This is a genomic window from Enterobacter sp. DN (assembly GCF_046054285.1).
GTDB lineage: Bacteria > Pseudomonadota > Gammaproteobacteria > Enterobacterales > Enterobacteriaceae > Enterobacter > Enterobacter hormaechei_C.
This window is the reverse complement of record NZ_JBJJTG010000001.1, coordinates 306589-320437: the sequence shown is the minus strand read 5'-3', so window position 1 is coordinate 320437 and position 13849 is coordinate 306589. Positions and strand designations below refer to the sequence as shown.

General features: G+C 56.0%; 11 protein-coding genes. 3 read left to right on the top strand and 8 right to left on the bottom strand.

What is annotated here, in order from left to right; genetic code table 11:
- Positions 1–62: 62 nt before the first annotated feature.
- On the top strand, positions 63–512 hold the full coding sequence (locus tag ACJTMZ_RS01465; RefSeq protein ID WP_047365085.1) for a hypothetical protein: 450 nt from the start codon (positions 63–65) through the stop codon (positions 510–512).
- A gap of 88 nt (positions 513–600) precedes the next feature.
- Here the strand turns inward: ACJTMZ_RS01465 and narI are convergent, their stop codons facing one another.
- From narI to ACJTMZ_RS01440, 5 genes are all read right to left on the bottom strand, one after another.
- On the bottom strand, positions 601–1281 hold the full coding sequence (narI, locus tag ACJTMZ_RS01460; RefSeq protein ID WP_015570467.1) for a respiratory nitrate reductase subunit gamma: 681 nt from the start codon (positions 1279–1281) through the stop codon (positions 601–603).
- Positions 1278–1973 carry a nitrate reductase molybdenum cofactor assembly chaperone gene (gene narW, locus ACJTMZ_RS01455; RefSeq protein WP_015570468.1) on the bottom strand — a complete coding sequence of 232 codons (696 nt, stop codon included), beginning with the start codon at positions 1971–1973 and terminating at the stop codon, positions 1278–1280. Before narW ends, narI begins: the two co-directional genes overlap by 4 nt.
- On the bottom strand, positions 1973–3517 hold the full coding sequence (gene narH / locus ACJTMZ_RS01450) for a nitrate reductase subunit beta (protein WP_015570469.1): 1545 nt from the start codon (positions 3515–3517) through the stop codon (positions 1973–1975). Before narH ends, narW begins: the two co-directional genes overlap by 1 nt.
- A complete protein-coding gene (locus tag ACJTMZ_RS01445) occupies positions 3514–7254 on the bottom strand; it encodes a nitrate reductase subunit alpha (protein ID WP_252010608.1) in 3741 nt (1246 codons plus the stop codon). Before ACJTMZ_RS01445 ends, narH begins: the two co-directional genes overlap by 4 nt.
- 67 nt (positions 7255–7321) lie before the next feature.
- A complete protein-coding gene (locus tag ACJTMZ_RS01440; RefSeq protein ID WP_026094300.1) occupies positions 7322–8707 on the bottom strand; it encodes a NarK family nitrate/nitrite MFS transporter in 1386 nt (461 codons plus the stop codon).
- Between ACJTMZ_RS01440 and ACJTMZ_RS01435 the strand changes: the two genes are divergently transcribed.
- The gene (locus tag ACJTMZ_RS01435; protein WP_163279488.1) at positions 8611–8838 is read left to right on the top strand and encodes a hypothetical protein; all 228 of its coding nucleotides are present in this window, start codon (positions 8611–8613) and stop codon (positions 8836–8838) included. The genes ACJTMZ_RS01440 and ACJTMZ_RS01435 overlap by 97 nt on opposite strands.
- Before the next feature lie 79 nt (positions 8839–8917).
- Here ACJTMZ_RS01435 and ACJTMZ_RS01430 read toward each other — a convergent pair whose 3' ends face one another.
- Positions 8918–9493 carry a TetR family transcriptional regulator gene (locus tag ACJTMZ_RS01430; protein WP_015570471.1) on the bottom strand — a complete coding sequence of 192 codons (576 nt, stop codon included), beginning with the start codon at positions 9491–9493 and terminating at the stop codon, positions 8918–8920.
- 116 nt (positions 9494–9609) lie between these two features.
- Between ACJTMZ_RS01430 and ACJTMZ_RS01425 the strand changes: the two genes are divergently transcribed.
- On the top strand, positions 9610–11100 hold the full coding sequence (locus ACJTMZ_RS01425) for an MFS transporter (protein WP_015570472.1): 1491 nt from the start codon (positions 9610–9612) through the stop codon (positions 11098–11100).
- A 45-nt stretch (positions 11101–11145) separates the two neighbouring features.
- On the opposite strand, the gene ompC is transcribed toward ACJTMZ_RS01425, so the two are convergent.
- The gene (ompC, locus tag ACJTMZ_RS01420) at positions 11146–12219 is read right to left on the bottom strand and encodes a porin OmpC (RefSeq protein WP_017382300.1); all 1074 of its coding nucleotides are present in this window, start codon (positions 12217–12219) and stop codon (positions 11146–11148) included.
- 626 nt (positions 12220–12845) lie between these two features.
- Positions 12846–13724 (bottom strand): aromatic amino acid DMT transporter YddG, encoded by an 879-nt coding sequence (gene yddG, locus ACJTMZ_RS01415; protein ID WP_032102980.1) that lies wholly within the window; start codon positions 13722–13724, stop codon positions 12846–12848.
- Positions 13725–13849 lie beyond the last annotated feature (125 nt).

Below are 13849 nucleotides of genomic sequence, written 5' to 3'. Positions count from 1 at the left end.
GGTGCCCGAACGTAGGCCGCCATTCGGCGGGTTAGTTTAAACATCATCGAAGGCATGCTGATATGGAAATCTTGTTGCGGAATAAATTCAGTTCAGTGGGAATGTTACTCGGGGTTATTGCACTGCTTGTCTCATTAGTGCAGTTCACCTTTGGTCCTTTTTCAACAAAGTCGACAGCGCTTGAAATTGTTGTGGCTGAAAAGGTTTCGGCGGTGAAAAAAGGGATTATTGCTGGCATCAAAGGGGAGCAACCGACCGTTGAGGCGAAAAAGAAAACGGTCGATATCGACAGTATTCTTATCAATAGCGGAGTAATTTTGTCTGTGGTGGCATTAGGGCTTGCCTTCACGGGTGGGATGCGCAAAGAGAACCGATGGGGGGTGAGTGGCGCACTGTTTTTTTCTGGGGCTACGCTCGCTTTTCATGCGGCGTTACTGGCTTTTGGTCTGATCGTCGCAGTGTTGCTGCTGCTGTTGGTTATTTCAGTCGTCAGCGGAAGTACGCTGTTCTGACAGTGCGGCCCGTTGGCGGCTACGCCTTACCGGGCCTACAGCGGCTTGAAACGTAGGTCGGGTAAGGCGAAGCCGCCACCCGACAAAATCAACGGCGCGATCTCACTACCTGATAGCGACGGGTGAAGTACTCAAACGGCGCGCTCCACACGTGCACCAGACGGGTGAACGGGAAGATAAGGAAGATCGTCATCCCCAGCACCAGATGCACGCGGAAGATCGGTGCGACGCCGCTCAGCATTTCTGACGAGCCTCCCTTAAACGTCACGATCCCCTGCGCCCAGCCGACCAGCTTCATCATTTCGCTTCCGTCAGGATACTGGGCGGAGAAAGGAATGGTCGACAGCCCAAGGATGCACTGAAGCAGCAGGATACTCATGATGATAATATCCGGCGTGGTGGATGTGGCACGCACCCGCTGGTTGAACAGGCGGCGGATCAGCAGCATCGACCCGCCAATCAGCGTCAGCACCCCGCAAATCCCCCCCGCAATCATGGCTAACTGCTGTTTAACCGCGACGGGTAAAAACCAGGCGTACATCCAGTGCGGGGTTAACATGCCGAACAGGTGTCCGAAGAAAATCCCCAGAATGCCGATATGAAACAGGTTAGAGCCCCAGTTCATACCGCGCTTGCTGAGCATCTGGCTCGACGAGGCGCGCCAGGTGTACTGCCCGTAGTCGTAGCGCAACCAGCTGCCAAGGAAAAACACGGTGGCGCAGATGTACGGATAAATGTCATAGAAAAACACGTTCAGGTAATGTGTCATTTTGGGCCTCCGGCGCTGACGTCCACGTACTGCGGCGCGACGTCCTGGCTAAAGCGTCGTTGATATTGCTGCATCGGCGAGCTGTCGCACGATGTGGCGTTGTCTTCGATAAACTTGACCTGTTCCTCTTCCCACACGGCGTCCAGCGCCTGACGGGTATCATCCCGTTTTTCACCAGACACCTGCTTCGCCACGCTGTCGCTGGAAAGCCGTGTACCGGCCAGCGTCAGCAGGGCGTCAAACAGCTGGTAATGTGCCACCTCGCGCTGTTTCAGCCGGCCGCCAATCAGCGCCAGGATCGGCGCGACGTTTTGCAGCCCTTCACGCGCCTCGTCATCGCTGACGATACTGAGATATTCCAGATAGAGCGGCAGATAGTCCGGCAGCTCGCGGCAGTCAAGCTGAAGGCCGGCTTTCTCATACTGGCTCATCAGGTCGACCATCGCCTGACCGCGATCGCGGGACTCGGCGTGAACGTGTTCGAACAGCAGTAGCGAGGTTGCGCGCCCGCGTTCAAACACTTCGCACCATTCGGCCTGCTTATCCAGCAGCGGGGCGCTCAGGTGCTGCTGCGCAAACGGCAGCAGCATGGGCGCGTCCTGTTCCACCAGGGAAAGCGCTTCGTCACGGTTTTCCCACAGCAACTCATCGGGATACTCAATGAACAGCGCGATGATTTTGAGGATCTGCATTATTCTCCCTCCCCGTGTTCGCGCACTTCGGTGATGTTGATCGCGTCGATGCGGCTGCTGTTGAAGAGGTTGAATTTGGTGTCGGAACCGTGGCAGCCGTCGCCAAAGGTGAAGCCGCAGCCGTTTTTCTCCGGGAAGGCGTCGCGCGCCATTTCGCGGTGGCTGGTCGGGATCACGAAGCGGTCTTCGTAGTTGGCAATCGCCAGGTAGCGATACATCTCTTCTACTTGTTCTTCCGTCAGGCCGACCTCTTCGATGGCGCGGGTGTCGGTCACGCCTTCCACGGTCTGGGAGCGTTTGTAGTGGCGCATCGCCATCATGCGCTTCAGGGCGCGCAGCACCGGCCCGGTATCGCCTGCGCTGAGCATGTTCGCCAGATACTGCACCGGAATGCGCAGGCTCTCTACGGCAGGCAGGACGCCGTCACTCTGCGGCAGGCCGCCGGCGTCCGCGTAGGACTGGATCGGTGACAGCGGCGGCACATACCAGACCATCGGCAGGGTGCGGTATTCCGGATGCAGCGGCAGGGCCAGCTTCCAGTCCATCGCCATTTTATAGACCGGGGAACGCTGGGCGGCGTCAATCACGTTCTGCGGAATACCCTGTTTTAGCGCTTCTTCAATGACCGCCGGATCGTTCGGGTTAAGGAACACGTCGCACTGGCGCTCGTACAGGTCGGTCTCATGCTCGGTGCTGGCGGCCTCCTCGATACGGTCCGCGTCATACAGCAGCACGCCAAGGTAGCGGATGCGCCCGACGCAGGTTTCCGAACAGACGGTCGGCTGACCGGACTCAATGCGCGGGTAGCAGAAGATGCACTTCTCTGACTTGCCGCTCTTCCAGTTGAAGTAGATTTTCTTGTACGGGCAGCCGCTGATGCACAGACGCCAGCCGCGGCATTTGTCCTGGTCGATCAGCACAATGCCGTCCTCTTCGCGCTTGTAAATCGCACCGCTCGGGCAGGTGGCGACGCAGCTCGGGTTCAGACAGTGCTCGCACAGGCGCGGCAGGTACATCATGAAGGTGTTTTCAAACTGGCCGTACATCTCCTTCTGGATCTTCTGGAAATTGCGGTCGCGGGCGCGTTTTTCGAACTCGCCGCCCAGCAGCTCTTCCCAGTTTGGCCCCCATTCGATTTTATCCATCCGCTTGCCGTCGATCAGCGAGCGCGGGCGGGCGGTAGGGAGGTGATCGCCCTCTGGCGCGCGGTGCAGATCCTGGTAATCGAAGGTGAAGGGTTCATAGTAATCGTCAATCTGCGGCAGGACGGGGTTAGCGAAAATCTTCGACAGCACGCCCATTTTGCCGCCGAGGCGCGGCGTCAGCTTGCCGTGAATGCCACGGATCCAGCCGCCTTGCCACTCATCCTGATCTTCCCAGTTTTTCGGATAGCCGATGCCCGGTTTGGTTTCGACGTTGTTAAACCATGCATATTCCATCCCTTCGCGCCCGGTCCAGACGTTCTTACAGGTGACCGAGCAGGTGTGGCAGCCAATGCATTTATCGAGATTCAGTACCATGCCGACCTGTGAGCGTATTTTCATTTTTTCGCCTCCTGTACCTGATCCCGACCTTCGCCGTCCAGCCAGTTAATGTTTTTCATTTTGCGGATCATGATGAACTCGTCGCGGTTCGAGCCGACGGTGCCGTAATAGTTGAAGCTGTACGCCAGCTGCGCGTAGCCGCCGATCATGTGGGTCGGTTTCGGGCAGACGCGGGTGACCGAGTTGTGGATCCCGCCGCGCCGTCCGGTCACTTCTGACCCCGGAATGTTCAGAATGCGCTCCTGAGCGTGGTACATCATGGTCATGCCCGGCGGAACGCGCTGGCTAACCACCGCGCGGGCGGTGAGGGCGCCGTTGGCGTTAAAGGCTTCGATCCAGTCGTTGTCCTCAATGCCCAGCTCGCGCGCGTCGGTTTCGCTGATCCAGACGATTGGCCCCCCGCGCGACAGGGTTTGCATCAGCAGGTTTTCGCTGTAGGTGGAGTGAATGCCCCATTTCTGGTGCGGCGTCAGGAAGTTAAGCGCTTTTTCCGGGAATCCGTTCGGCGGGATTTCGCGCATATGGGTAACGCTGCGGGTGTCAATCGGTGGACGATAGGCCACCAGACTCTCCCCGAAGGCGCGCATCCAGGCATGATCCTGATACAGCTGCTGGCGGCCCGAAATCGTGCGCCACGGGATCAGCTCGTGAACGTTGGTATAGCCTGCGTTATAGGAGACGTGCTCGCTCTCAAGGCCGGACCACGTCGGGCTGGAGATGATTTTGCGCGGCTGCGCCTGAATATCGCGGAAGCGGATTTTCTCATCTTCTTTGTTCAGCGCCAGATGGGTGTGATCGCGCCCGGTCAGTTCGCCGAGGGCTTCCCAGGCTTTGACCGCGACCTGACCGTTGGTTTCTGGCGCGAGGGCGAGGATCACCTCTGAAGCGTCAATGGCGGTCTCGATGCGCGGACGACCTTTCGCCGGGCCGTCAGGCTTGACGTAGTTGAGCTTGCCGAGGAAATCGACCTCATTCTGGGTGTTCCACGATATGCCTTTTCCGCCGTTGCCGAGCTTGTCCAGCAGCGGCCCAAGGGCCGTGAAGCGCTCGTAGGTTTCCGGATAGTTGCGCTCGACGACTGCAATGTTTGGCGCGGTTTTGCCGGGGATCAGATCGCACTCGCCTTTGCGCCAGTCCAGAATATCAAAAGGCTGCGACAGCTCCCCCGGGGAGTCATGCTGAAGCGGCTGTAGCACCACGTCAGTTTCGGTGCCGAGATGTCCGACGCACACTTCAGAGAAGACTTTGGCGATGCCCTTGTAAATCTCCCAGTCGCTGCGGGACTCCCACGCCGGGTCAACGGCTGCGGAAAGCGGGTGAATAAACGGATGCATGTCCGAGGTATTCATATCGTCTTTTTCATACCAGGTGGCGGTGGGCAGGACGATATCCGAGAACAGGCAGGTGCTAGACATACGGAAATCGAGCGTCACCAGCAGATCCAGCTTGCCCTCAATGGCGGCGGTTTGCCATTCCACCTCTTCAGGTTTCACGTCGTCCGTTGAGCCTAAATCCTCACCCTGAATACCGCTCTCGGTGCCAAGCAGGTATTTCAGCATGTATTCATGGCCTTTCCCGGACGAGCCAAGCAGGTTAGAACGCCAGACAAACAGGTTGCGCGGGTGGTTCTTACCGTTATCCGGCTGTTCGCAGGCGAAGCGGATATCGCCCGATTTTAACGCCTGCACGGTGTAGTCCTGCGGCGACATGCCGGCGGCGTCCGCCCGGGCCTTAACGTGCAGCGGGTTGAGATTAAGCTGTGGAGCCGACGGCAGCCAGCCCATGCGCTCGGCGCGGACATTGAAATCAATCAGGTGACCGGTAAACTTCGATGCGTCTGCAAGGGGAGAAAGCAGTTCCTGTGCGGTGAGCTTCTCATAGCGCCACTGGCTGGCGTGGTTGTAGAAGTACGATGTGCTGTTCATCTGGCGCGGCGGACGGTTCCAGTCCAGCGCGAAGGCCAGCGGCAGCCAGCCGGTTTGCGGGCGCAGCTTTTCCTGGCCGACATAGTGCGACCAGCCGCCGCCGCTCTGCCCGACGCAGCCGCAGAAGACCAGCATGTTGATCATCCCGCGGTAGTTCATGTCCATGTGGTACCAGTGGTTCACACCGGCCCCGAGGATGATCATCGAACGACCATGAGTTTTGTGCGCCGTGTCGGCAAATTCACGGGCGATTTTTTCTATCAGATAAGCGGGGACGCCGGTAATTTGTTCGCCCCAGGCCGGGGTGTAGGCTTTTATCTCGGCGTAGTTTGTCGCCGCGTTACTGTCTTCCAGACCGCGATCGAGGCCGTAGTTTGCGAGCACCAGATCGTACACGCTAACCACGCGTCTCTGGCTGCCGTCGGCCAGCGTTAGGGTTTTACTCGGTACGCGGCGCGTCAGCACCGGCTCCTGCTTCACGCTGCGGAAATGCGGGTTCTCGTTGCCCCCGAAGTAAGGGAAGGCCACGTCTGTCACGCTGTCGTGGGTGATGAGCAGGGAAAGCGTCAGCTCGGTTTCCTGTCCCGCGGCCAGCGACTCCAGGTTCCATTTGCCTTTTTCACCCCAGCGGAAGCCGATGGAACCATTCGGCGCCACCAGATTTCCGGCCACGTCAAAGGCGATGGTTTTCCACTCCGGATTATTGGTTTCACCCAGCCCGTCGGCCAGATCCGACGCGCGCAGCATGCGGCCCGGCACCACGCGACCGTCAGCCTGTTCATCCAGCAGGACCAGCATCGGCATGTCGGTGTAGCGGCGGCAATAGTTGAGGAAGTACTCGCTCGGGTTATCGAGGTGGAACTCTTTAAGGATCACATGGCCCATCGCCATGGCAAGGGCGCTGTCGGTACCCTGTTTGGGGGCCAGCCACTGGTCGCTGAGCTTCGCCACCTCCGAGAAGTCCGGCGTAATGGCGACGGTCTTGGTGCCCTTGTAACGCACTTCGGTAAAGAAGTGGGCGTCCGGGGTGCGTGTCTGCGGCACGTTCGAGCCCCAGGCAATGATATAGCTGGAGTTGTACCAGTCCGCCGATTCCGGCACGTCGGTCTGTTCACCCCAGGTCATCGGCGACGCCGGTGGCAGATCGCAGTACCAGTCATAGAAGCTCAGGCAGGTGCCGCCGAGCAGGGAGAGATAGCGCGTACCGGCGGCATAAGAGACCATCGACATGGCCGGGATGGGGGAAAAACCGGCTACCCGATCCGGGCCGTAGTTTTTGATGGTCCAGACGTTGGCGGCAGCAATCAGCTGGTTAAGCTCTTTCCAGTTTGAGCGGATAAAACCGCCTTTTCCGCGCGCTTTCCTGTAGCTCTGCGCTTTCTGCGGATCGTTTTGAATGGCATCCCAGGCCAGCACCGGATCGGTATGCTGCGCCAGCGCCTCGCGCCAGAGTTCGATCAGCCTGCGGCGTACCAGCGGGTACTTGAGACGGTTGGCGCTGTAGAGATACCAGGAGTAGCTTGCGCCACGCGGGCAGCCGCGCGGTTCGTGGTTAGGCAGGTCAGGGCGGGTGCGCGGGTAGTCGGTCTGCTGGGTTTCCCAGGTCACCAGGCCATTTTTGACATAGATCTTCCAGCTACAGGAGCCGGTGCAGTTAACGCCGTGGGTGGATCGCACAATCTTGTCGAACTGCCAGCGCTGACGGTAGCTGTCCTCCCAGTCGCGGTTGGTGTGGTACACCTGCCCGTGCCCATCGGCGAAACTGTCGCCTTTTGTTTTGAAGTAACGGAAGCGGTCCAACAGTTTGCTCATGACATTTCTCCTGCTTCGATAGCATGGCCGGAGGGTAAGGCATCACGCTCCGGCGAAGAGGTAGTTATTATTTTTGTGAGGATTTGCGGCCGTACACCAGCCAGGTGACGAGCACGCAGACGATGTAAAACACGAGGAAGACTTTCATGGCGCCCACCGGGGAACCGGTCATCGCCAGGGATGTGCCAAAGGCTTTGGGAATAAAGAACCCGCCTACCGCACCGATGGCAGAGATAAAGCCCAGCGCGGCAGCCGTTTCGGTCACCGCTTCATGCTGTGCCTGTTCGTCGCTCCCGCCCTGTTTTTTCACGCGGTCGAGGGTGATTTGGCGAAAGATAATCGCGATCATCTGGAAGGTCGAGCCGCTGCCCAGGCCTGCGGTGAGGAACAGGCCCATAAAGACCAGATAGAAGGCCATAAAACTGCCTGAACCTGACCCGGGGAGCGTCAGGAAAATCAGGGCGCTAAAGATGGCCATAAAGACGAAGTTGATCAGCGTCACCCGTACGCCGCCCAGCCTGTCTGAAATCATCCCGCCCGCCGAACGCGCCAGAGCGCCGATCAGCGGGCCAAAGAAGGCGAGGTGGAGGATATTTACGTCCGGAAACTGGGTTTTCGACAGCATAGCAAAGCCTGCCGAGAAACCGATAAACGAGCCGAAGGTTGCCAGATAAAGCAGGCTCAGCAGCCAGAGGTGAAAGCGCTTAAGCACCGGAAGCTGGCTGGCAATGGACGCTTTCGAGCTGGCGATGTCGTTCATGCCAAAAAACGCCGCAAGGGTAGCAAGAATCAGCAGCGGCGCCCAGATCCACGCCGCGTTCGCCAGCCACATCGTCGAGCCATCCTCCTGGGGGACGCCGTGAACGCCGAGGAAGGTAAACATCGGCAGAAAAATCACCAGCGGCGCAACCAGCTGCATCACGCTCACGCCCAGGTTACCCAGCCCGCCGTTAATGCCCAGCGCGCTGCCCTGTCTGGCTTTCGGGAAGAAGAAGCTGATGTTTCCCATGCTGGAAGCGAAGTTGGCGCCGGCAAAACCGCACAGCAGTGCGATGATGATAAAGACCCAGTAAGGCGTGGCGGTATTCTGGATGGCGATCCCAAGCCAGACACAGGGTACGACCAGGATAACGGTACTTAACACGGTCCAGTAACGTCCGCCAAATATCGGCACCATAAAAGAGTAGGGGACACGCAATATCGCGCCGGAAAGAGAAGGTAATGCCGTTAGCATAAAAAGCTGATCGGTGCTGAAATTAAATCCGACCTTATTAAGATTTACCGCAATAGCGCTAAACAACATCCAGACACAAAACGCGAGAAGCAAACACGCCACGGAAATCCACAGGTTTCTTCGTGCGATATGTTTCCCTTTATTCTCCCAAAATTGCGCGTTTTCCGGTTTCCAGTTACTCAACAGATGCTGATTACTCTTCTCGCTTTGATGTGACATATCACCCTCTTGCTTACCAAAATGGAGAGAAAAAAGAAGTAAAAACAGAAAGATACCTGTCGGCAGTTTGTAGAAATTATTGGATGTTATGGGATACATCTGAAAGGATAGATAAAAAAGCGAATCCCTGAGTTTGGAATGGGAATCAGGGCTCGCTTTATGTGTTACTAATTGTAACTATTTGCGGTAATTAATACCCCGATGGGAGTATTAAAACAATTCGAGGGAGATAAGTTTATCCAGATGCTTATTAAATGCCGCGTCGTCCATTTCAGGCATATTTAATACGTATATGCCATCCAGGCCACATACCAGACCAATTAAACGCCAGGCGATATTTTCCGGCTGGTCAGCAAGCGTAAAGGCGTTGGCCTCCGCCCCGGCGCGGATAATCGCGACCGTTTCCTGGTGCCACATCTCCATGGTCAAAACGTAGGCGCCTTTGATATCGCTATCCCGGCTGGCGAGAATTTGTGCCTCCCGCCACAGTCGAATGTAGGGCTCAAACCCGCCGTCATCGCTGCCGAGCATGGCATGCAGGCGCTCGCGCCAGCCGGCGTTTTCGCCAACGATTTCAGCATCCAGCAAATCGCGGATCAGCCGGACAAACGCCAGCGACTTAAGCTCGCCCGCCGACGCAAAGTGGTGATGCACCTGCCCGGTGGCGACGCCCGCTTCGGTGGCGATGCGGCGCACGGTCATCGCAGCGAATCCTTCGGTCAGCGCCACGCGCATCGCGGCCTGGAGGATCTCTTCCCGCCGCTCGTCCTTGCTCAGATAACGCATAATTTCTCACTCTCAATGGCAACGAAACGAGTGTAACAAAGAGCTGGACAAGTGTTCAACTTTACGTAGGATCGCATTCTGGACATGTGTCCAGTTTTTAACTGAAAAGGAAATTTATGTTTCGTCAGTGGTTAGCGTTAGTGATTATCGTGCTGGTGTATATCCCGGTGGCGATTGACGCGACGGTGCTGCACGTGGCGGCGCCAACATTGAGCATGACGCTGGGTGCCAGCGGCAACGAATTGCTGTGGATTATTGATATTTACTCGCTGGTGATGGCGGGAATGGTGCTGCCGATGGGCGCGCTGGGCGATCGCATAGGTTTTAAGCGCCTGCTGATGATCGGCAGCGTGCTGTTTGGCCTGTCATCGTTAGCGGCGGCTTTTGCGCCGTCCGCGGGCTGGCTGATTGCCGCCCGCGCGTCGCTGGCGATTGGCGCGGCGATGATCATTCCGGCTACGCTTGCAGGGATCCGCACCCTGTTTATTGACGTGCGGCACCGTAATATCGCCCTCGGCGTCTGGGCTGCCGTTGGGTCGGGCGGCGCGGCGTTTGGCCCGCTGATTGGCGGCATGCTGCTGGAGCACTTTTACTGGGGGTCGGTGTTCCTGATTAACGTGCCGATCGTGCTGATCGTGGTTTCGCTTGCTGCGCGCTTTGTGCCTGCTCAGCAGGGGCGGCCCGAGCAGCCGCTCAATATCAGCCATGCCATTATGCTGATTGTGGCGATTTTACTGCTGGTCTATAGCGCCAAAACCGCCCTGAAAGGGGTGCTGTCGCCGTGGATGGTGACCTGTACGCTGCTTACCGGAGCGGTAATGCTGTTTATCTTCGTCCGTATCCAGCTACGCGCGCGCGTGCCGATGATCGACATGCGCCTGTTTTGCCATCGCATTATTTTAAGCGGCGTGGTCATGGCGATGACCGCCATGATTGCGCTGGTGGGCTTTGAACTGCTGATGGCGCAGGAGTTGCAGTTCGTGCATGGTTTTACGCCGTTTGAAGCAGGGATATTTATGCTGCCGGTGATGGTGGCGAGCGGATTTAGCGGGCCGATCGCGGGTGTGCTGGTCGGGCGTCTGGGGCTGCGCATTGTCGCGGCCGGAGGCATGGGGCTTAGCGCGGTCAGTTTTATCGGCCTGTCGACGCTCGATTTCAGCACCCAACAGTGGCAGGCGTGGAGCCTGATGGTGCTGTTGGGCTTCAGTGCCGCCAGCGCACTGCTGGCATCGACGTCAGCGATCATGGCTGCCGCGCCGAAAGAGAAAGCGGCCGCCGCAGGCGCGATCGAAACCATGTCCTACGAGCTGGGTGCTGGTCTGGGTATCGCCATTTTCGGTCTGCTGTTAACCCGCAGCTTTTCGGCGTCTATTGTACTGCCGCAGGGGCTGAGCGCGTCGCTGACCGATAAAGCCTCGTCGTCCATCGGTGAAGCGATGAAGGTGGCGCAGGAGCTGACGCCGTCGCTGGCCGAGCCGGTGATGACGGCGGCGAAAACCGCGTTCATCACCTCGCACAGCGTGGCCCTGGGCAGTGCGGGAGGCATGCTGCTGATTCTGGCGGTCGGGATCTGGTTTAGTCTGGCGAAGGTCGGAGGGCAGCAGTAATAAAAAAGGCCAGCCGCGAGGGCTGGCCTTTTGAACTAACAGATCTTAGAACTGGTAGGTCAGACCTACAGCTACGATGTTGTCGGTAGCCACTTTGGCATCTTTGGTGAACTGGCTGTCATCCACGAGGTTGATTTTGTAATCAACATAGGTGGACATGTTTTTGTTGAAGTAGTAGCTCGCGCCAACGTCAACGTATTCAACCAGGTCCTGGTCGCCATAAGAACCGATGTCTTTACCTTTGGATTTCAGGTAAGCGATGGACGGACGCAGACCGAAGTCGAACTGGTACTGAGCCACAACTTCGAAGTTCTGCGCTTTGTTGGCAACGTGACCGTTACCGAACGCCGTCATGTTGCGGGTTTCAGAGTAGGTGGTTGCCAGGTAGATGTTGTTCGCATCGTACTTCAGGCCAGCAGCCCAGACTTCTGCGTTTTCGCCACCGGCGTTCAGGTTGCTTGCAGCACGAACCTGACGGTCGGTACGGTCAGATTTCGCGTAGGTCGCACCCACACCGAAGCCGTCGAATTCATAGGTAGAAGACAGACCCCAGCCGTCACCGTTGGATTCGGTGATATCGTCACGGTCGTTTTTACCCTGGTACTGAGCAGCCACGTTCAGGCCGTCAACCAGACCAAAGAAGTCGGTGTTACGGTAGGTTGCAACGCCAGTGGTACGGCCGGTCATGAAGCCGTCAGTCTGCGTCCAGGTATCGCCACCGAACTCTGGCAGAACGTCAGTCCACGCGCCGATGTCATAAGCCACACCGTAGTTACGACCGTAGTCGAAGGAACCGAATTCATCGAATTTCAGACCAGCGTAAGCCAGACGGGTTTTGTTGCCGTCGGAACCTTGAGCTTCAGAGCGATTGCCCTTGAACTCATATTCCCACTGGCCGTATCCGGTCAGCTGATCGTTGATCTGAGTTTCACCTTTGAAGCCCAGACGAACATACGTTTTGTCGCCGTCGCTACCAGCATCATCAGAAAAATAGTGCAGACCAGTAACTTTGCCGTACAGATCCAGTTTGTTACCGTCTTTGTTAAAAACTTCAGCCGCGTTAACAACGCCAGCTGCCAACATGGAAGTCACTGCCACTGCAACTAATTTAAGTTTCATCTTAAATAATCCTTATAATTTTATTTAGGTATTTCCTAAGCCACCTGAGCGATTTTTAAACGAGGCTTATCGTCAATGGCAGACTATTTTTAAAATTCCGTAGACTGCTTTCAATAATAAGTTTCAAAATATTAAAGATAATTTCAATTAGTGTGATCCTGATCGGATAAATTGCCCTTAAATCGGCCAGTTAGGTTAATATATAGACATAAAGTGATTATTAACCAATCAAGATAATATGGCTGTGAATAGTTGTCGGACGTTTTAGTTTTTTGGTGGGATTAAAAGGGTTTGGCAGGGAATGTCAAAGCATGTGGCAGGATAACCTTTTTTAAAACAGTTGATTATAAATTTCTCGGAAAACCAGAACCTGTTTTTTAAGAGAAATATTCAGAAATAAACTATTGCACTTTGTGCTATATAGCGCGGGAATATTGGCGCTGAATTAATTACCTACGTTGTCAGTTTATGTCAATTTCCACAACAACTCTGGCTTTTTGACAGCACTCAATACAGAAATTTAATTACTCTCTAATGTTACGAATTATATTCGAGGGTGTGATCACATATTAAAATATTGTTAATATTTTGCCGGGTATATTCGGTACCCGGCAAAAATAAAAATGCTATTTGCGGGTGGCATACCAGCACAGTAACGATCCGGCGCACACCATCAATGCCCCTTGCCAGAATGAGAGTGAAAGCGGAGAACTCAGCAGAATAGCCGCCAGTGCGGCGGAAAGAACTGGCGTGAAATAAGAGACAGCCGCAAGCACCGTGACGTTACCGTGAAGAATACCGATATTCCAGGCGGCGTAGCCAAAGCCAAGCGCAACCCCACACATCAATAGCTTCACCACAACCGGGACGCTGAACACCATTTCGGGCTGATCGCTGACGGCATATTTGACCCACAGGCTCAGGGCGGTCAGCAGGACGAAAAGGGTAATGCCATTTTGCCCTTTGGCATATTTGCTGGTGACGGTGCAGTAGGCGGCCCAGATAAAAGCGCCAGCAAACGCCAGCCCATAACTTAGCGGACTGGAAACGACGTTCTGCATGATGTCATTCAGTTGCAGACCGTTTTCGCCACCTAAAACCCAGCACACCCCCAACAGCGAGATGAGAAGCCCAGGGATCACCCACAGGGTGGTTTTTTGCCCGTTGAACAAAATCGCGAACGCAATCGTCAGGCTTGGCCACAGATAATTGACCATACCGACTTCAATCGCCTGTGAGCGCGTCGCGGCATACCCCAGCGACAGGGCCAGGCACATCTCATAGCTGACAAACAGGATGCTGCCCGCAATGAGATAGCGCGTGGAAAAACGCCGAAGATCGGGAAAACCCACCGTCACCAGACACAACAGCCCGCTGACGGTGTAAATCATCGCCGCGCCGCCCACCGGGCCCAGTCCTTCACTGACGCTGCGGATGAGACCCACCATAGTGCTCCACAACAATATGGCCGCCAGGCCTGTCAGCGTTGCTCTTTTTCTGTCCATTACCCTGCCAGTCTTCTAAAAATCAAAGGGAAAACTTATAGCATCTATTTGCTTCACCTGGCGAATTTTCAAAGAGCCTGTTAACCCAAAAGGATTAGCAAATCGTACCGGCAGTGACTATTAAG

Excerpts from the sequence above, each read along its gene's own strand:
- ompC (WP_017382300.1), bottom strand. The coding sequence starts at position 12,219 with ATGAAACTTAAATTAGTTGCAGTGGCAGTGACTTCCATGTTGGCAGCT.
- ACJTMZ_RS01425 (WP_015570472.1), top strand. The coding sequence starts at position 9,610 with ATGTTTCGTCAGTGGTTAGCGTTAGTGATTATCGTGCTGGTGTATATC.
- narI (WP_015570467.1), bottom strand. The coding sequence starts at position 1,281 with ATGACACATTACCTGAACGTGTTTTTCTATGACATTTATCCGTACATC.
- yddG (WP_032102980.1), bottom strand. The coding sequence starts at position 13,724 with ATGGACAGAAAAAGAGCAACGCTGACAGGCCTGGCGGCCATATTGTTG.
- narH (WP_015570469.1), bottom strand. The coding sequence starts at position 3,517 with ATGAAAATACGCTCACAGGTCGGCATGGTACTGAATCTCGATAAATGC.
- ACJTMZ_RS01465 (WP_047365085.1), top strand. The coding sequence starts at position 63 with ATGGAAATCTTGTTGCGGAATAAATTCAGTTCAGTGGGAATGTTACTC.
- ACJTMZ_RS01440 (WP_026094300.1), bottom strand. The coding sequence starts at position 8,707 with ATGTCACATCAAAGCGAGAAGAGTAATCAGCATCTGTTGAGTAACTGG.
- narW (WP_015570468.1), bottom strand. The coding sequence starts at position 1,973 with ATGCAGATCCTCAAAATCATCGCGCTGTTCATTGAGTATCCCGATGAG.
- ACJTMZ_RS01445 (WP_252010608.1), bottom strand. The coding sequence starts at position 7,254 with ATGAGCAAACTGTTGGACCGCTTCCGTTACTTCAAAACAAAAGGCGAC.
- ACJTMZ_RS01430 (WP_015570471.1), bottom strand. The coding sequence starts at position 9,493 with ATGCGTTATCTGAGCAAGGACGAGCGGCGGGAAGAGATCCTCCAGGCC.